This window comes from Calditrichota bacterium (genome assembly GCA_013151735.1).
In the GTDB taxonomy this organism is placed as follows: Bacteria; Zhuqueibacterota; JdFR-76; order JdFR-76; family BMS3Abin05; genus BMS3Abin05.
The window spans coordinates 43883-62107 of the sequence record JAADHR010000127.1 but is presented as its reverse complement, the minus strand read 5'-3'; the positions used below and the strand labels follow the sequence as shown (position 1 = coordinate 62107).

General features: G+C 47.8%; 16 protein-coding genes, 1 tRNA gene and 1 pseudogene. All 18 read right to left on the bottom strand.

What is annotated here, in order from left to right; translation table 11 throughout:
* Positions 1-33: 33 nt before the first annotated feature.
* Complete coding sequence (locus tag GXO76_08985; protein ID NOY77987.1) at positions 34-540, bottom strand: rubrerythrin family protein; 507 nt, start codon at positions 538-540, stop codon at positions 34-36.
* A gap of 68 nt (positions 541-608) precedes the next feature.
* Positions 609-1487, bottom strand: coding sequence for a universal stress protein (locus tag GXO76_08980; GenBank protein NOY77986.1), 879 nt, complete (start codon positions 1485-1487; stop codon positions 609-611).
* 164 nt (positions 1488-1651) lie between these two features.
* Positions 1652-2428 carry a hypothetical protein gene (locus tag GXO76_08975; GenBank protein ID NOY77985.1) on the bottom strand — a complete coding sequence of 259 codons (777 nt, stop codon included), beginning with the start codon at positions 2426-2428 and terminating at the stop codon, positions 1652-1654.
* A 273-nt stretch (positions 2429-2701) separates the two neighbouring features.
* Positions 2702-3280: a nicotinamidase gene (locus tag GXO76_08970; protein NOY77984.1), complete on the bottom strand. Its 579-nt coding sequence runs from the start codon at positions 3278-3280 to the stop codon at positions 2702-2704.
* A 326-nt stretch (positions 3281-3606) separates the two neighbouring features.
* Positions 3607-4902, bottom strand: a complete 1296-nt coding sequence (locus GXO76_08965) for a peptidase U34 (protein ID NOY77983.1) — start codon at positions 4900-4902, stop codon at positions 3607-3609.
* 30 nt (positions 4903-4932) lie between these two features.
* Positions 4933-5322: a DUF3783 domain-containing protein gene (locus tag GXO76_08960; GenBank protein ID NOY77982.1), complete on the bottom strand. Its 390-nt coding sequence runs from the start codon at positions 5320-5322 to the stop codon at positions 4933-4935.
* A gap of 98 nt (positions 5323-5420) precedes the next feature.
* A tRNA-Val gene (locus tag GXO76_08955) sits at positions 5421-5497 on the bottom strand.
* A 122-nt stretch (positions 5498-5619) separates the two neighbouring features.
* The gene (locus GXO76_08950; GenBank protein ID NOY77981.1) at positions 5620-6111 is read right to left on the bottom strand and encodes an HAD family hydrolase; all 492 of its coding nucleotides are present in this window, start codon (positions 6109-6111) and stop codon (positions 5620-5622) included.
* A 126-nt stretch (positions 6112-6237) separates the two neighbouring features.
* A pseudogene (gene rfaE2, locus GXO76_08945) lies at positions 6238-6726 on the bottom strand (D-glycero-beta-D-manno-heptose 1-phosphate adenylyltransferase).
* Entirely contained in the window at positions 6723-7676 is a 954-nt protein-coding gene (locus GXO76_08940) for a tetratricopeptide repeat protein (GenBank protein ID NOY77980.1), read from the bottom strand. The pseudogene rfaE2 and the gene GXO76_08940 overlap by 4 nt, the downstream one beginning before the upstream one ends.
* Before the next feature lie 73 nt (positions 7677-7749).
* Positions 7750-9633: an AmpG family muropeptide MFS transporter gene (locus GXO76_08935; protein ID NOY77979.1), complete on the bottom strand. Its 1884-nt coding sequence runs from the start codon at positions 9631-9633 to the stop codon at positions 7750-7752.
* Between the two features lie 212 nt (positions 9634-9845).
* Complete coding sequence (locus GXO76_08930) at positions 9846-10397, bottom strand: hypothetical protein (GenBank protein NOY77978.1); 552 nt, start codon at positions 10395-10397, stop codon at positions 9846-9848.
* Positions 10398-10549: 152 nt separating this feature from the next.
* The gene (locus GXO76_08925; protein ID NOY77977.1) at positions 10550-11773 is read right to left on the bottom strand and encodes an HlyC/CorC family transporter; all 1224 of its coding nucleotides are present in this window, start codon (positions 11771-11773) and stop codon (positions 10550-10552) included.
* Positions 11770-12399 carry a YigZ family protein gene (locus GXO76_08920; GenBank protein NOY77976.1) on the bottom strand — a complete coding sequence of 210 codons (630 nt, stop codon included), beginning with the start codon at positions 12397-12399 and terminating at the stop codon, positions 11770-11772. The genes GXO76_08925 and GXO76_08920 overlap by 4 nt, the downstream gene beginning before the upstream one ends.
* A gap of 16 nt (positions 12400-12415) precedes the next feature.
* Positions 12416-13291, bottom strand: coding sequence for a HEAT repeat domain-containing protein (locus tag GXO76_08915; protein NOY77975.1), 876 nt, complete (start codon positions 13289-13291; stop codon positions 12416-12418).
* A gap of 233 nt (positions 13292-13524) precedes the next feature.
* Complete coding sequence (locus GXO76_08910; GenBank protein ID NOY77974.1) at positions 13525-14772, bottom strand: NmrA family NAD(P)-binding protein; 1248 nt, start codon at positions 14770-14772, stop codon at positions 13525-13527.
* 172 nt (positions 14773-14944) lie between these two features.
* Entirely contained in the window at positions 14945-16255 is a 1311-nt protein-coding gene (locus tag GXO76_08905) for a ribulose 1,5-bisphosphate carboxylase (protein NOY77973.1), read from the bottom strand.
* Complete coding sequence (locus GXO76_08900) at positions 16252-17781, bottom strand: hypothetical protein (GenBank protein ID NOY77972.1); 1530 nt, start codon at positions 17779-17781, stop codon at positions 16252-16254. Before GXO76_08900 ends, GXO76_08905 begins: the two co-directional genes overlap by 4 nt.
* Between the last annotated feature and the right edge of the window lie 444 nt (positions 17782-18225).

The following is an 18225-nucleotide window of genomic DNA, read 5'->3' as shown; positions in this document are numbered from 1 at the left end:
TTGGATGAGGGGCTTTGAGTTAGACATGACGTGTTAAAATTTTTGAAAAGAGTCCGGCTTTGCGCCGCAAACGGGACAAACATCGGGAGCACTCTCCCCAACCTCGGTGTAGCCACAAATCTCGCAAACCCAGATGGTCTGATCTTCTTCATCTTCACCCCGTTCGGCACGGGCCTTGGCGGCTTTGTACATCTCCGCGTGGGTTTTTTCCGCCTGAAGTGCCCAGTCCGTGGTCCGTACAGCCGTTTTTTCGCCCTGTAATTGTGCGACTTCCTTGTAGGCCGGATACATTTCTTCCACCTCAAAGGTTTCGCCGTGATAGGCATCACCCAGATTGTCTTTTGTATCATTCAGTTTTTTTAATGCCTTAAAGTGATTACTGGCATGCACAAATTCAGCAAAGGCAATGGCACGAAACATTTTTGCAATATGGGGCAGATGCTCGCGCTCTGCTTTTTCCGCATAAATAAGATATTTCATGTGTGCCTGACTTTCCCCGGCAAACGCATCCAGCAGATTTTTTTCTGTCATCGCTCTCATAACGGTTCCTTTTTTTTATCAATAGAGTTTCACTTAATTAGCTAATTTTCATATCCGGGCTTATCCCCTTAATCAAACAATTTGGGATGTTTTACAGCCATCACCGGGCAGGGGGCAATGCGAATCACCTTGTCGGTCACACTTCCCAATAATAATTTGGAAATCCCTCTCCGGCCGTGCGACGACATTACAATCATATCCGCCTTGTTTTCCCGTGCGTAATTTGCCACTTCCGAAGCGACATCAAACCCGCGGATCACGACCTTGTTAATGGATACATCCCCGGCTCCATCCGGCATTTTCATCGCATCTCGCACCTTTTTCTGCAGAACTTTCCCCTTATCACTTTTCATAAAATCTTCAACCTTATCCGGATCGTAGGTGTGAACATCAAGCACGTGCAGCAGGTCGATTTCGGCCGAGGATGCCCGTGCCAGCTCCACAACCTGTTCCAGAGTATAATCGGAATACTCGGACATATCGGTGGGCACAACAATTTTCTTGATTTTGTAGGTCCTGAAATCACCCCGGGTAATGACCACAGGGCATTTTGCATTTCTGAGCACCCGGTCTGCCGTATTCCCCAGCAGAATGGATTCGATGACCGAAACGCCCCGTGCCCCCATCACAATTAAATCTGCATTTTTATGTTCCTGAAATTTAATAATCTCTTCGCAGGGTTTCCCGGATAAGACCACCCGATGGATAAGCGGATCCTTGGTGTCGATGACAGCATCAATTTTTTCTTCAATATGTTCCTGAATACCGCCCATCAAATCTGACAAATCGGGATAAAGAGACGAGTAAAAATCCGTTGCCTCCGGAAGGACGTGTAAAATCCATAATTGAGCTTCCAATGTATCCGACAGGTATTTGGCCACCCGGTATGCCCTTTTTGAAGATTCCGACAGATCAATCGGACAAATAATATTCTTTATTGTTCCCATAGGTTTTCACCCTCCTCCTTGCGATTTCAATTTCGAAAGCGACCATCTGATTTTTGAATTAAATCTTCAGATCCGTATCTTTTATCAGCGATTGTCTGCTATGTTCAAATTACTCCGCGAAAAGGGCAATTTCTGTCAACCTTCAGCCTGCGTTCCCTTTATTTTCAGGAAAGCAGCTCATCCCCAAATTCCTGGATTTCCTGAATACGATCCCGAAGCTCAGCCGCCCGCTCAAAATCCTCGCGACTCACGGCCTCATTCAATTCCCGCTGAAGTTTTTCCAGGGGCGACAGGGGGCGCGATTCGCGTATTTCCTGACTCCACTTTTTCAAAAACGAAAGGACAACACTGGATTCCAATTGTTCCGACATATCGTTCTCAATATAAAAATGCTCTATTTCTGAAATACCCTTTTCAACAATTTCTTCGGCTTTTTTAAAGTCGTACCGGGCCATAAAAAGGGAGGCTTTTGCCCGAATTTGCATCATAAGTAAATAGGGGCGAAATTGTGTGAAACTCATGATGTCACGTTCGTCGGCGGCATAACGCGTGACCAAATCGATTATCCTCAGATTGTGATTGGTGTCCCGAATCACGCCATCATATTCCTTCAAATAGAGCAAGGCCACAAAACGGTGATAATATTGAAGCGCTTCCCGCTGAAGCTTCAGACAATCAGAGTGACTTAATACAAAAAATTCATCAAACCCATATTTTGCACGGAATGAACGGGCCTTTTCGGTAAAATACTCCAAAAGTGAAGCCTTATTAAAGGGACGCGTTCCATCCGGGCGGCCGGTGGTCTCCATTTGCAAGATTCCCATGTCCAGACGAAGTTGAATTTTTTCTCTTCCGTCGCGTCCTTTAATTTTACGAACATTTACGCGCGAGGGGTCATACGGCCAGTCATTCAATAGGTTTTGAAAATCTTGCCTGAACAAGACTCTTCTCCTCAAAAAAGCAAACCAGGTTTGAACAGATGAAATTAGTTTTTTAACGACTTTCACAGTCTGATCACTTCCACTTACTATTCTACTATTGCTAACTTCTTAAAACTTTATGGGTTTTAAAAAATCAGCCAATTCTATTTTAAACATAAAAAATATTGGTACAATTGTCAAGCAATTTCCAAAAAGAATTCATTTTTATTGGAAGAACCCCTTATCCAGAATTATTCATAAATTTTCGACACAAAGCCCCTAAGCCGCGGCGGGTTAGATTTCCGACAGGGTAATGGCCCGGATACCGGCAGCTTTCATCTCTTCAATGGCCTTTTGGCTGTCATCTGGATGAACATTAACCCCCCGGCTGGCATCTTCAAGAAAATAAACAGTAAACCCTTTTTTTACACCGTCCAGAGCCGTTGCTTTCACACAATAATCGGTTGCCAAACCGCCCACAAGGAGCGTATCGATACCCAGCTTCTTCAGCACGTCTGCCAGGTGCGTTCCTTCAAATCCGGAATACGCTTCTTTCTCCGGGTGGGTTGCCGTCGATACCAAAATGGCCGTATCCGGAAAGTTCAGCCCGGGGTGAAACTGAGCTCCCTTCGTATTTTGCACACAGTGAACGGGCCAAATCCCCCCGAATTCTTTAAAAGAGCAGTGGTTGGCCGGATGCCAATCGCGCGTAAAAACGATTGTGCCGCCCGCACGAAGGACTTTTTCCTGATAGCGGTTTAATATCGGTACAACTTTATCCCCGTTCGGAACCGGCAAAGCGCCCCCCTCGCAAAAATCGTTCTGAATGTCCACAGCAATCAGGGCTGTTTTTTGGCTGATCGCAATTGACATGGTTCACCCTCCTTTTTCAACACGTAATTCAAAGATACCCTCAATCCTAATAAACCCAATAAACAGGCCAAAAGATCCCTTTTGGTATCGATCTATTTCCTTCTTTGTTAACTTCATATACAGAGAGGGGAGACTAATTCAAAGAGTCTGCTTCAAAAGTCTTTTGTGTTTGCGGTTTCGTGAAAGGGTTTCATAAAAATGAAATGTGCCTCATCCCTGCAGTTCCGGTTCCTGCTGTTTTTTAAGCCCCATCCGGTGCGGCACATTTTTGTCAACCAGACCCGACGCTTTTCCCGGATTGAGTTCTATGAAGAAAAACCCGCTTCTCACACAACCGGTACACCATTTCGTCTGGAAAATCGTCCCCAATAGCTGGAATAAAAAAAGTGTCTCCTGGAAGGAACGGTTTTGAGTGTTTCAATCCATTTGGATTCAAAGGAACGGCTGCTTTGGAAAAAATCTTTGGAAAACAAACATTGATCAAAAATGGAGGATGTTTCAATTTTGGGAAATTCCTTCCAGAGAACGTCTTCAAATTGGGTCCGCTCTGTCCAGAATTCGAAGATTGTTTTGCTATCCCGATTGAGCAGGGAGCGATGCAGGGTTTCGTGAAACCACCAGAGGGAATCCGGAGAATAGGACTCACCCGCTCGATAGTCCAGGGGACATCCGAAAAAAACCGGTTTAAAAACTGACAGGCAGGGCGCAGACGTCCCCGTCATAAAAATATTAACGTGCCGATCAGGAGTAAGCTGGACAATCATCGACCCCACGGTCTGACTCCTTCGCACCAGCGGGTCTGCTGCATGCATGCAGAGAGTGCTGTTACTTAAATCCGCCGGATGGACACCGATTTTTCCTTCTCCATGATCCCGCAAAATGCGTGCAATCGCTTTTGGTGTGAGGGTTCCCTTTTTTTGTTCCATCATTTGCATGGAACGAGCCCGTCTTTTTTCTGCACCCGAAAAATGCGTGTAAAGGAATCCCTGGTAACGCTTTTTCAGGTTCACCCGGCCCGGTTGCCGTTTTTGCAGCCCCGGGGAGGCTTCATCGTAATCATCCGTTAATGTGGTGCAGTTCGAAATAGAGTAAGCACCGGATATTTTCTTCACGGCCCAATCACGGCCGAATGTTTCCAGGACAAAGGCCCCGTCAAAATCGGCAATGAGAAAGGAATTATGGTAGGACAATTTTTTATCGCGATAGCCACACACTCCGCCCTGTCCAAACGTTTGCAAAAGATTCGTAATCACGCGGACCGCTTCGCCGGCGGTTTCGCTTCGTTCCAGGGCAAGCCGCATGAGATCCATTCCCAGCAAGCCGGGTTTCTTTTCCACCGGAGTTTTTAAAAACATGGCTTCATTGCCCATAACCACACCGTTTTCATTAACTCCCATTTCGCACCCCCACATCCAGAAGGGCTTGGACAGAATGACCTCGAATGTGTGACGGACCTGGGGAATTGAAAGATAGGTTGTATGAACGGTTTGGTTTGGCGGATAATCGACTGCGGGAAAACGGAGAATCTCCTGAGCCTCATCCGGTTCACGGTCTGAATTTTTCCCGAACAGGATGCTTCCATCCGATGAATAATTTTGAAGAGCTACAAGCGTATCACACATGGCGAAAGCCTTTTTTTTGTCACAATAAAATCAAGGAGTTTTCCTTTTTTGAGCGGCTAATTTTCGCCGCTCTTCGACCAAATCGTGCAGCAACTTTTCAAGGGACCATTTCATTGAATAAGGCGTTACCGCGGCAAAAAGCGGACGCGGGAGGTTTAACGTTTTGTAAACGGAGATAAAGGCACTTATTTCCGGGCGCTGAAAATTATAAAAAATAATAAATCGTTCTGTAAACGGTTTTCCTTCGCCTGTTCCTTTTTTCCCCTTCACTATTTCTGCAATTGTTAATCCGGATTGATTGGGTTCGATTTCCATAATGGGTGGAAACTCAATATCTTCAACAAATCGACTGAGAATTGCTTTTTCGTGATCGGTAAAACCGCCCAATAAAAGTTGACGATGCTCGGACACCAGCGGCATTCCTATTTTTTAAGATTGAATCGGGAGATATTCTTAGACTTGTGTTTCTTGGTACGATGGGATATCCCCGCTTCCACCGTTTTTATGAAGGAATGAATTGGTGGGCGATACTGGATTCGAACCAGTGACCTCTGGTATGTGAGACCAGCGCTCTAACCAACTGAGCTAATCGCCCTTTAAAATCGAAATAAATATACGTAAAATTATTTTGTTTTTCAATAAAATTTTTGAAAAATGCTGTAAGCATTTCCATTGCTGCCGCAAATTGCCGCGGTCCGCTGTCGGCCCAAAAATTTCTCAGCTGCGTTCCTGGCGAAGCATCCACTGGGCGGCATCCAATAGATCATCGGCCACATAATCCGGAGTGACTGAGTACGTGGCATCGGTCCCCGCGTGTCCCGTTCGCACCAGAATTTTTCGGATGCCCGCACGGCGGCCGGTTTCCAGATCGATGGTTTTGTCTCCGATGAAAAAACTGTTTGGCAAATCAATATTAAGGTCGGCTACCGCCCGTTCAATCAGTCCGGTATTGGGTTTGCGGCACGTACATTTTTCTGTGATGCTGTGTGGACAAAAATAGATTTTATCGATTTTGATTCCGGCCGGGGCCAATTGCCGAAACATCTCCCGGTTCACCCGATAAAAATCTTCTTCCGTGTAGTACCCCAGTCCGATCCCGCCCTGATTGGTCACAATCACCAATCGGTAGCCCATGTCCTGAAGCTTTTTTAGCCCTTCCAGAACATTGGGAAGCAGTTTGAATTTTTGGGGATCGTGAAGATACTCCATTTCGTCATTGATGGTGCCGTCACGGTCAAGGAAAACGGCCGGTGCCGCTTTGAGGGGTCTTCTTGAAAAATGAACCGCCCCCTCTTTTTCCACTACCTGTTCGGCCGTGCCGCCTTCGGCGCGGATCACTCGTTTGATAATCTCCGTTGTCGAAATCTCCGTTTCCACCGGAATAAGAACAACCTTCCCGCCAATGGATTCCACCACATCCCGGGACGTCAGTTGTTCCGGCGAATAATCACCCGCCTTGATGTAAAAATCCGGGCGAAGGGCTAAAATGTTCTGCTGGTTTCGCCTTTCGTCAAAAATAAAAACGAAATCAACCGACGCCAATCCGGCCAGAACCTTGGCCCGGAGATTTTCCGGCACAAAGGGACGGTTTTCACCCTTGTAGCGTCTTACGGAGGCATCCGAATTAATGCCTACCACGAGCACATCGCAAAGAGCACGGGCCTTTTCCAGATACTCCACATGGCCCGCATGCAAAATATCGAAAACCCCCGACGTAAACCCGATTTTTTTCCCCTCCCGACGAAGCCCGGCGCAAATCCCGGACAGTTCGTCACGGGATATTATCTTGGTACCCACCTTTGAAACCGGGGACTGTTTTTTCATTTTCGCCAAAATCGCTTCCAGATTTTTTGCAATCTTTTCAGTTTTTTGATTTCTTTTCTGGCTATTTTTGCATAGGAACTCTGAGGGGCCAGTTTAACAGCCTCCTCGTATTCACGAATGGTGTTGTCGTAGTCTCGCTTGTCTTTCTTATAATAGGCCTTCGCCATGTAAAAATGCGGCTCAGGATTGTTTGGTTCCAGGGCAGAGGCCTTTCCAAACTCCTCGATGGCATCCCAAATGCGGCCCAAACTTCCCCGCTTGTAATAATACCGGCCTTTTGCCATGTGAAGCAGGTACTGCGCCCGCTCGTTATCCGGTTTCAGGGTCAGTGCCTTCTTCAGATCAGCAATGGCTTTTAAATACCGTTTTCGCTGAAGCTGGTGTGCGGCTTTCTTCGTCCACGCCTCCGATTCCCTCCGACGGGTTTCAAACCGCTCAATTTTTTTCTTCAATTCGATCTGCCCGGGATTCAATCGGACAGCCTTTGCGTAATCTTTCCCGGCCAAATCCAGTTCCCCCAGGCTCTCATACAGTTTACCCCGTTCCAACAGAGCCGGAAGATAGGTGGAATCCTTCTCCAGAACCGTCGTCAGTTTTCGAACCGCTTCCCAGCGGTACGTGGAATCCTTGGCCATTTTCACGGCTTGCAAATAATCGGTTTCCAGCAGCAGGTGTTTGATTTCAGGATCTTTCGGTTTTAGTCGAGAGGCCTTTTTGAAGCTCCATTTGGCCGAATCCAGTTTCCCAACGGCACGGTAGCTTTCTCCAAGATGAACCCACGCCTTCACATTGGTGGAGTCCTTTTTCAGTGCCGTGCGATAACTCGAAATGGCCTGGCGATAGTCTTTTTGTTTAAAAAATGTATCGGCCATTTTGGTAGGGCCGGCACATCCGACCGCCAAAAGTACACCGGCCAAAAGAATAAATTTAATGCGCGAACGAATTTTCAAGGTCTTTCCTTTCTACAAAAAAATCCAAATTCGGATTTTGATTCTTGAACCCAATTCCCAAAAAGGATTTTATCTACTCATTTCCCAAATTTTCACCAACAGGGGTATCCCGTTTCCCAAAATCTTTATCCAGCGGAATGAACGGCAAAACGAGAAAACCCGGTATGGTCGCAATCATGACCCAGATAAAGAAATGCTGGTAGCCGATGACTTCTTGCAGCCAGCCGCTGAACATCCCCGGAATCATCATTCCAAGAGCCATTATTCCGGTGGCAATGGCAAAATGCGTTGTCTTGAACTTCCCTTCCGACACGTAGATCATATACAACATGTAAGCTGTAAAACCAAATCCGTAGCCGAATTGTTCCGTTGCGACGGCCAGATTAATGATCAACAGATTGTCCGGCTGAAAATGAGAGAGATAAATATACACGGCATCCGGTAAATTGATAGCAATGGCCATCCACCAGAGCCAGACCTTCAGGCCGTATTTTGCGGCCAAAAATCCGCCCAAAAGTCCCCCCAGAGTAAGCGCCAAAATCCCGATTGTGCCGTAAATAAAACCAACCTGCCCGGTAGTCAAAGCCAGGCCCCCGGCTTCCTGGGCATCCAGCATAAACGGCGAGGCCAGTTTCACCAGCTGCGATTCGGCCAATCGATACAGCAGTAAGAATGCCAGAATCCAGCCAATTTTGTTTTTCTTAAAAAACAGAACAAACGACTCAAAATACCCCCTGATAAAGTTGGATGAATTGCCGACACTTGCCGCTTTATCGGAGGCGGGGTACGGCAGGATAAACTTGTGATACACAAAAAACAAAAGAAACATGGCAGCCAGGAAGAAAAATGTAACGACCCAGGCCAGGGGGATATTACCGGAAGTAGCCTTGAAAACAGCTGAGGTAGACCCTCTCAACTTCGGATCAATTTTAATGATGGCAATGGCGGGTTTCTGCCAATTTTCCTTTGTAAAAACAAAGCGTTCACCTTCCACAAGGGAAATGCTTTTATCTCCCCGAATTCGGCCAAAATGCACGACTATCTTTTTCCCGGCCTTTGGCGGCTTGCTCAAACGAAAATAAACCGCTCCAAAATTTCCCGCATTGTTTTTCTGAAGAACGGGCTTTTTCTCTCCGAAATGCCGTCTCAAATAGTGCGCCAGAGGGTGCGACACATGGTTTTGCCACCAGGTGGATTCCCTTCGTTCCTGCGCAAGTGATGAATATTTGGGCTTGACCTTAATAAATCCGTTTTTGGCGTTCCACATTGTGGCAAATTGAATGGCAGAATCCAGGGTGGCCCGGGAACATTCGGCGGTAGAGATTTGCAGATTCTGCGGCACGTACAACACCCGCATCTTTCCTGCGGTCGATTTAAATTTGACTGAGTCGGGGGAAATCATCTGGGTTACGGCGGCGCCGGGTTTCGTTGTGACAACCACATTTACGTCAGGCAGACCGCTGTGGCTTTCAATGTAACCTGCCAGAATAATCAGCAGGCCCTGGCCTGTAATCATGGCCAGCCGATAAAATGTGCTGCGAACACCCACAAACCAGGCCTGATCGTGTTCCGAAAGACCCAACATGTAAAATCCATCGGCGGCAATATCGTGGGTGGCGGAGGAAAACGCCAATAGCCAAAAAAAGCCAAGCGTAATCTTAAAAAAATTCGGAAGAGGAATGGTTAACGCCACACCTCCCAGACCAGCACCCACGATAAGCTGCATGGTGACGATCCAGAAGCGCTTGGTTTTGAAGAGATCGACAATGGGGCTCCAGAAGGGTTTGATTACCCAGGGCAGGTAAAGCCAGCTTGTGTAAAGGGCAATATCCGCATTAGAGATTCCCATCCGCTTGTACATGATCACGGAAACCGTCATAACCACAATGTAAGGAATGCCTTCTGCAAAATAAAGAGAAGGAACCCAGAGCCAGGGATTACGTCTCTGCTTTTTCATGTTTTCTCCAGAGAATAGAAGTCATCATTTGAGGTTTTTCGCAAAAATGCGATGTTCACTTCCAAGACCACACTATGCACAAATACCGCAAAAGAAATTCAATCCGGCTAAAAAAAAACCTTCAGTCTTTTTACTGAAGGTTTTCAGCCTTCCACAAGCGACAGCATCATTCCTAATGCGTCAAAAACTCATTCTATTTTTGCAAGAATTGACTATGATTCTTTGCCCTCATTCTTTGTGAGTTCTTTGATTTCATCCCGAATGCGGGCCGCATCTTCAAAGCGCTCCTCGTGGACCGCACGCTGAAGTTGAAGGTTCAGTTCTTCCAGCCGGCTCATGGCCGGTTGGGCATCTTCAGTAACCGACGATTCCACAATTCCGGCTTTTTGCATCACCTCTTCATCCACAAAAATAGGTGCGTGCATGCGAAGTGCCAGAGCAATGGCGTCACTTGGACGGGCGTCCACTTCCCGATCGAGACCATCCCCACGAAGACTGATGATGGCGTAATAAGTATTTTCACGAAGATCATTTACAACAATCCGAGAAACGTGCATTCCGATGATTTCAAGCAGATTCTTCATTAAATCATGGGTCAGCGGCCGGGGCGGCGTAATGTTTTCAAGCTGGAGGGCAATTGCCTGCGCTTCTGCAGAACCTACCACAATCGGTAACCACCGTTTATTGGTGTCATCACGTAAAATGACCACAAACCGATTGGTGGACGTATCGAGGGTTACCTTTTCAACCCGCACAGCAACAATCATAATGCCTCCTTAAAACAACCTTCATCATTGGAAATCACCTGAATAATTATAAAAAATTATTGCTAAATATTCAAGTTTAATTTACTTAAAATTTGGATCAAGTGACCAGCCAGTTTTGCCTTGACAGAATTTTTAAGAGAGGCAATATTTTATTCCGGTTTTTCCTGGGGCGCTTCAAGTTTCAGAACCAGAATTCGCTTTTTTGTGGCTTTCATAATTTGAATTCTGTAGCCGTTCACCTCCAGTGTGGCACCCGAAGGCGGAATGCCGTGGGTTCGCTCCAGGATAAGCCCTCCGATCGTCTCATAATTTCCGGCCGGCAGATTCCAATTCAACTCCCGGTTAAGATCGTTAATTCCGGCGCGGGCACTGGCAATAACCGTATTGGGAGCAACCCGCTTAAAGAGCTTCGGTTCAAAGTCATATTCATCCTGGATTTCGCCAAACAATTCCTCAATAATGTCTTCGAGGGTAACCAATCCGGAGGTCCCCCCGTATTCATCCACTACAACGGCCAGGCTTATTTTTTTTTGACGAAATTCGTGAAGCAAATCAATGCAGAGTTTGGATTCCGGCACAAAATAGACTTCCCGCAAAATCTCTTTGACCGAAGCGGGTCGTTTTAGCAGGTCCTTTGCCAAAACCAGACCAACTACATTATCCACGCGCTTGTTAATGACCGGATATCTGGAAAACCGAAAGGCCTGCACGGTTTGAATGATTGTGGGAATGTCATCTGCCAAATCAATTGATACCATGTCGGTACGGGGAACCATGATCTCACGCACCCGAAGCCGGGACAAGCGAAAAATACGTGTAATGATTTCCTGTTCCGATTCTTCCACAACACCGCTTTTGGCACCCTCACGGATCAGAATTTCCATATCCCGTCGATTAAAAAACTGGTGCATTTGTCTGGGATTAACGCGAAAAAAAAGTAAAAGAAATTTCGAAAACGAATTCACAACCACAATAATCGGAAGCATTACGTAATGAAACACGAGCATGGGAATGGCCAGAAAACGAACCACCGAATGGGCCTTTTCGCGCAAGATGGCTTTTGGCAGGATTTCGGCAAAAATCAGAATAATAAAGGAATTCAGGAGAAGGATCACTCCGTCGTTCAATACCCCCTGGAAATAGTAGGTAACGACGGAAGAGAAGGTAACGATGGCAATATTGTTTCCGACCAGAATGGTGACCAAAAGCATCTCCGGCCGTTGAATAAAACGGTGAGCTTGTTTGGCTCCAATACGTCCTTTCCGAAGCCAGATTTCCGTTTCATAGAGTGTAACGGAAACAAATGCAGTTTCCGAACCCGAAAAGAACGCAGACAATAAGAGCATCGCAATGAGTAACAAAATCTGATTCAAGGATTCGATTGTCCTTCAAATTGAATTTGACCGGCCGTACTGTTGATCAGACCGTCCCGAAAATCACGTGCGTTTCGGACGGGCACATCCACCTGAAGCCGCACACTCTCTCCGTAATCGGAAGCCGCTATCCGGGCATCAAAAGCGTTAATATTTCGCATCACGTCGCTAATGTGTGCGTAATCCACTTTCAGGTGGAACCGCCGCAAAACGGGTATTTCACGGATTTTTGCCTTTTTCAGCGCCTCCTGTGTGGCTTCGGTGTAGGCCTTAATCAAACCGCCAATTCCCAGTTTGGTGCCGCCGAAATAGCGCGTTACCACGACCAGGATATGGGTCAGCTCCATCCCCCGGATAACCTGAAGAATAGGCTGTCCTGCGGTTCCTGCGGGTTCTCCCGCATCACTGCTGCGATAGTATTCTGCGTTACCCGTGCCTATTCGATAGGCGAAGCAATGATGTGTGGCATCGTGGTACCGCCTGGAAAGTTGTGCCAGTTTCTCTTCAGCATTCTCTTTTGACGTTACCGGAACGGCCGTGGCAATAAAGCGGGACCCTTTTATCTTTATTTCAGCCGTTACCGGAGATGGAATGGTCTTATAGAATTCCGGTGAGGATGAATTCATGGTCGAAAAACCCATTTCAGGGAAGGTTGCCCCGAATCAACTGCATCGGAGAGGCTCCGGGCTCCTGTGCTTTCAGATAATCCAACACCCGGCGCTGATAGGCAAACCAACTGCGCTTATTTTTTCCAAAGGATGTGTAATTTCCAAAGCTTTTTCCCAGAATTTTCTCGATGGCTTCGGCAATGTCAGCCTTATTTGATGCTGAATCGGACTCAAGAAAACGCAGCAGCGGCCGGACGGCCCGCCGGTCCCCAATTTCGCCAAGTGCACGAATCAATTTTTGCATCAGAGGCTGAATGCGTTCAAAACCAATGGGTTGAGTTTCCCGCAAAAACGCCGTTAAAACCATTGTAGCCCGGCGATCCCCGATTTTCCCAAGTGCAACAATCAGATATTCCCGAATATTGACGTTCATTAAATTTCGCACGATTTGCGGAACGACCGGTTCCCCCAGCTGAACGAGTTTATCCACCAGGCGATACTGGCGCAAATAGTAGGAATCTTCCGCCAGATAATGATCCCGCCAGGCAAAATAATTGTCGATCATTTCGCTGATGTAGATTTCGGACGCAATTTCAATAAAAATATTTTTGCCGGAATTCTTTTTATAAAAGGCCTTTATTTCCGGAATGGCAGACGCGCCGATTTGAACCAGCACATCCCGATAGGCGTTAATCATTTGATCATCTCCCAGAATGAAATATTTTTGCAGACGAAAGAGAATACGCGGCACCGACCAGGTTGATTTCGCCATCAGGCCTACAATAACGGTATCCAGTCCTACGTAGTCTCCTTCGTGTACAAATGCTTCGAGGGTATCCAGGAGATTTTCAATCTCGTTTATCCGTCGAACATCTTTAAAATCATATATTTTAGGTGTCTTTGGAGGCACTTTTCTTTCCTGCCTTTTGAAAAAACCATCACCACAATAAATTATGGTGATGGCTCAACGTAATTGAAGAAAGCTTTGAAGCCCAAACATCAGCTTCTTACTCTTGCTTTTCCTTGTACAATCACCCCAAATTCATTGAGGTAATAAATTGTGGTGATGGTTCAAAAGGGCGCTTTAGCCACATGGATCGCACTTTAATATATTAAACCCGCTTGCTTTAAACAAGAACTTTTTCATTCGTTACGCAAGAAGGAACCGAACAAATCAGCGCTATCCATTTTTGTGGATTTTCCCTGGCTGTCAATGCGTTCAATTGCAATCGGAATGCCTCTCTTCTCACCCAATTTCACAAATTGATGGGCGGCCTGAAGCAAATCACCGGGATTGACACCGCCTTCCGGAGGGAAGACGCCCGTCTGGCGAATTGATCCGTTAGCCATTAAGATCGCACCCAGGGCAGCGGGAATCCCCGTACCCTCTCCCATGCCTCTGCCCCTTGAGGACATTGAAAAAATGTACGTCAGGGGTTGGGAGTCCTTTTCTCCCTTCACGACAATTTTCAGGCAGCCCACCGGCTCCGTGAGCCCGGCTTCTTTCATCAGCCGCGGGCGCTGAGACAAAATAAAGGCTACCGCAAATTCGAGAGGCACGACCTCCTGCCCGTTCACTGTGATTGGCTCGTCTCCGGTAATCCCCAGGCGAACCACTCCCTTAATCAATTCGGCGTACGCGGGCGGAAGCACAATTCCAAGATTGGTTACCCGTTTAACCCCCCGAATAAACCGCGGAAGTGTAATGGTTTCCGGATGAGGATAGGCATACACCGGATAGGTGCCCACATCGGGAAAATCGGCCATTTCTTCAAGAGCCCGCCCGCTTTCCTCGAAAAGCCTTACGGTCGTTAATTTCCCGTCCAGGAAGACGGGCACATCAATCATCATGGAATGGATTCTGTGTTTTACGACAGCGGCACCCTCACCCGGCTCTCCGCCATGTGCATGGTAAATATCCACAGAGTCGACCGCATCCAGCAGGGCATCTGCTGCCAGGCGGACAAGCACATTGGCGATGCCCGGGGAGCTTCCCATTCCAATCAGAGCCGAAACACCGGCGTCCCGTGCCATTTTGTCCATGTCCAGAAGCTTTTCAGTTGCATCAAAATCGTCACAGACATCTACGTAATTAATTTTTGATTCCAGAACGGTGCGCAAAATAGTGGGGCCGTATTTGTAAAAGGGACCGATGCAGTTTAGCACAACTGAAGACCCTGCAACGGCCTTTTTCAGGCTCTCCGGATAATTGGCATCAATTTCGATGAATGAAAGAACGGGTGAATTGCCCAATGTCCGGATAAGCTGGTCTGCGCGCGTTTTATCATTATCCGCAATAATAATCTTTGAAAACTGCTTTGAGGCCGTTAACAGCTGAACGGCCACACTTCCCACGTGTCCCGCACCTCCAAAAACGGTTATCTGTGCCATTTTTTTGCCTCCTGATTCTTTCATTGCGCCCCTTTACACAAACCGCAGCGTTTGGTCTGCTCTGTAAACAAGGCATTCAACTAAATCTTTCATTGGATAAAGGCTCCGCCAGGGCACGCACCCATCAGAGGCCCTGCCGATATTGAACAGGTCCCCTGTAAACCTCTCCCGGCTAAAGCGAAAGTCCCTTACCAAACGGGTCCTTCCACTGTTCCAGGGCCTTCGCCAGTTCGGGATGCGCTTTAGCGGCCTCGCTGAGCGGAACCCCTTCCATTACAGCATCAATGGCCTGCCGAAAGGCACGTGCCCCGGCGATGGGGCCGTCCGGATGGGCATGGATTCCTCCACCGGAGCCGATCATCACCTCCGTTCCCAGGTCCTCAATTAATTTGGGAACCACCGCCGGGGTAATTCCCCCGGACGGCATGGGGAAAGACGGTTTTAGCTGATACAGGGGAAACGTCAGGTTTTTGGCCACATTTTTAAATTTATCCACCAACACAGGCGCTTTGCCATAGGGTGCTGGAAAGACCACAATATCTGCACCGGCCAACCGGGGTAGTTTTCCCATCACCAGATGCGAACTGATGCCATGAAAAGGCGACATGTACAGCGCCCCTGCCACATCCATGTGGGCCAATATCGGTACGTCAATGGCAGGGTCCTCAGCAAGCGCCTGCAAAACCGGAAATCCAACGGCAAGATAGTTCACCATAATCGCGTTCGCCCCCAGTTCCACCGCTTTCCTGGCATTCTCAAACACCTTGGGGATTTTATCCGTTACATTTACCGTGTAAAGCGTGTGCTCACCCGTTTCTTCGAAAACCTGTCTTTCCACCTCCATGTATCGTTTCACCCGTTCCTGCAGAGAATTAAAAGAAGCATCAGCGAGCAGTTCATCATCCTTAATCACGTCGCAGCCGCCCAGTGCTGCCGCCCGGAAGAGCTCCACGCCAACTTCCACAGGGTATCCGGTACAGGGCTTGATCATGTTATTCAACAGGGGCCGTTTGGGCACACCCAGAATCTTCCGGATACCTTCAATTCCAAACCCCGGGCCTTGAAATCCCCTTACGTATTTTTCGGGAAAACGAATATCAAGAACCTTTACACGCCCCCCCATCGAAATATTCCCAACCACCGTGGTCAGGAGCATGGGGATCTGTTCCCCGATGTTGATCTCCGGATAGGCAATCTGAAGGATGTAATTTCGGGTTTCCATGGACGGGGGCACACTAAATTCAAGATCGGGCATTTCATAGATTCCGATGACTTTGGCCACATGCTTTACACGGACTTCGGGGGTTTCACCGGGCACCGGAACCCACGTGCCTGTACTCTGTTCAATGGCCAGAGCCAGCGACAGCTGGGGAACCGGAACGTTGGCAGGAAAAGACGCCAAATAGGTGGCCACAATGTATTCGTCATCATTAATGCCGTCCGGCAAAGCGGTTGGCAAAGCCTCTATTTCTAATCGATTCATGTTTCCCTCCTTTTGTGCATTTTGGAATACAGTCCCTTCAAACGGGTATAAACTTCTTTGTATCGTTCGAACATAAAATCGTAAACCTCAGCGTTTTCCGGATTCGGCTCAAAAACCTGAGCGGGTTGAATGAGCATTTTCAAAGACTCAAAATCCGGATAGATTCCCAATCCAACGGCGGCCACCAGAGCGACACCCACGGCCCCTGCCTCTTGCGGATAACGAACCGTTTCCACCTTTCTTCGGGTGGCATCCGCCAGAATGTGCATCCAGATTGCGCTCTTTGCGCCTCCGCCAATCACACGCAATGCGGGCAAAAGGAAGCCGAACCTTTTTTCCACGATCTCAAGTGACCAGCGCAAATTATAAACCACCCCTTCATAAACCGCCCGCAGCATATGGTCTCTGTGGTGATTTGCACTGAGATTAATAAATGCGGAACGAACCCGGGTGTCGTTTACCGGAACCCGTTCGCCGTACATCCAGGGTGTAAAAATCAAGCCGCCGGCCCCGGGGGGAATGTCGGCAATGTCGGCATCCATTGCCGCATAAATACCGGCCGAATTCTTTGCCGTCTGCATATCCCGGCACACTTCCCGGGCCATCCACTCCAAACATCCTCCCGCCATTTCAGACTCCGCAAAAAGAAAGGTCTTTTGGGGATCGCTTGAATGAATGGTGGCCACACCGGATTTGCCTGTTGGGGTTTTAGTGGTGACGACCCCCAGCCAGCCGGAGGTCCCGATATAGGCGTGGCCTTCTCCCTCGCCCACGGAGCCGGAGCCCACAGCAGCCGACGGGGCATCCCCGGAACCAGCCACAACCGGTGTCCCTTCCAGCAAGCCCAGGTCTCTTGCAGCCTGCGCGGTAAGCGTTCCGACAACCGCGGTGGATTGAACAAGAGGAGGAAATTTTTGCGGGTCCAGTCCGACATAGCGAAAAATCCCGGTAAGCCAGGTTTTCTTCTTCAAATTCATTCCGAACACGGAGGCCCCTGTCCACTCCATCACCATTTTTCCGGTGCTTCGGTACAGCAGATACCCGCCTACATCCAGAAAACAACACATTTTCTGGTAGGTCTGGGGTTCATTTTCTTTAAGCCAGAGCAGTTTGGGCATGCCGTCTTTTCCACACATTTCCGCACCGGCAAGTTTGGCAAAAATCTTCGGACTGATAAATTTCCGCATCAATTTTTGGGCCTGTTCTTCTGCCCGCTCATCCAGCCAGATGATTGCCGGTCGCAGAACGGAACCGTGGGAATCCATGGGAATAATCCCAAGCATTTGCGTGCTAAAAGTCACAGCAATTATTTCGCGGGAAGAAATGCCGCTTTTTCGGAGAAGAGATTGCGTGGATTTTGAAATGGCTCCCCACCACTCTTCGGGGTCTTGTTCGGCCCAATTGGGACGGGGATAGTCAATGCGGTACGGTTCAAAAGAGGTGCTGCGGATTTTGCCGGTTGTATCAACTAAAACGGCCTTGTTTCCGCCTGTTCCAACATCGTGCGCCAAAATAAACTGTGCCATTTTATGGCCTCAAGATACGAATTCTCTTAAAAAGAATTCATTGGACGTTTTGTTAATTATTGCACGATTAGATTTTCTAAAAGTTTCACGCTGCCATCGCGATCTGCGTTTATTCAAATCACATCAGCTTTATTTTTTCGAAGAACCGGTTACCGGTCTGCAGAGGAGTGGCTGGCTTAATCCTTAATCCGTATGATTTTTATCAAACTTGTGCGGAAAATGTTCACTTGATATCACATAAGCGGCCTTTTATGGGGCTTGACTCCAAAAAGCCTTTGCCCGCTATTTTGGGGCCTAAACCTTTCAGGCCGCTGGGTTAAAACGGAAAACCTTCGCAGGCATAAAATCTGCGATTACGTAATGCCTTCGACAGAAGTTGGGCAAAAATCCATGAACGCAGCGGAGGTCCTTTATATCGTATTGCTTGCCGCTTGTCATTTGCCG

Coding starts and splice junctions, on each gene's coding strand:
- GXO76_08960 (NOY77982.1), bottom strand. CDS start 5,322: ATGCCGCTGGTGTCCGAGCATCGTCAACTTTTATTGGGCGGTTTTACC.
- GXO76_08900 (NOY77972.1), bottom strand. CDS start 17,781: ATGGCACAGTTTATTTTGGCGCACGATGTTGGAACAGGCGGAAACAAG.
- GXO76_08985 (NOY77987.1), bottom strand. CDS start 540: ATGAGAGCGATGACAGAAAAAAATCTGCTGGATGCGTTTGCCGGGGAA.
- GXO76_08950 (NOY77981.1), bottom strand. CDS start 6,111: ATGGAGTATCTTCACGATCCCCAAAAATTCAAACTGCTTCCCAATGTT.
- GXO76_08965 (NOY77983.1), bottom strand. CDS start 4,902: ATGTGTGATACGCTTGTAGCTCTTCAAAATTATTCATCGGATGGAAGC.
- GXO76_08970 (NOY77984.1), bottom strand. CDS start 3,280: ATGTCAATTGCGATCAGCCAAAAAACAGCCCTGATTGCTGTGGACATT.
- GXO76_08935 (NOY77979.1), bottom strand. CDS start 9,633: ATGAAAAAGCAGAGACGTAATCCCTGGCTCTGGGTTCCTTCTCTTTAT.
- GXO76_08905 (NOY77973.1), bottom strand. CDS start 16,255: ATGAATCGATTAGAAATAGAGGCTTTGCCAACCGCTTTGCCGGACGGC.
- GXO76_08910 (NOY77974.1), bottom strand. CDS start 14,772: ATGGCACAGATAACCGTTTTTGGAGGTGCGGGACACGTGGGAAGTGTG.
- GXO76_08920 (NOY77976.1), bottom strand. CDS start 12,399: ATGAATTCATCCTCACCGGAATTCTATAAGACCATTCCATCTCCGGTA.
- GXO76_08980 (NOY77986.1), bottom strand. CDS start 1,487: ATGGGAACAATAAAGAATATTATTTGTCCGATTGATCTGTCGGAATCT.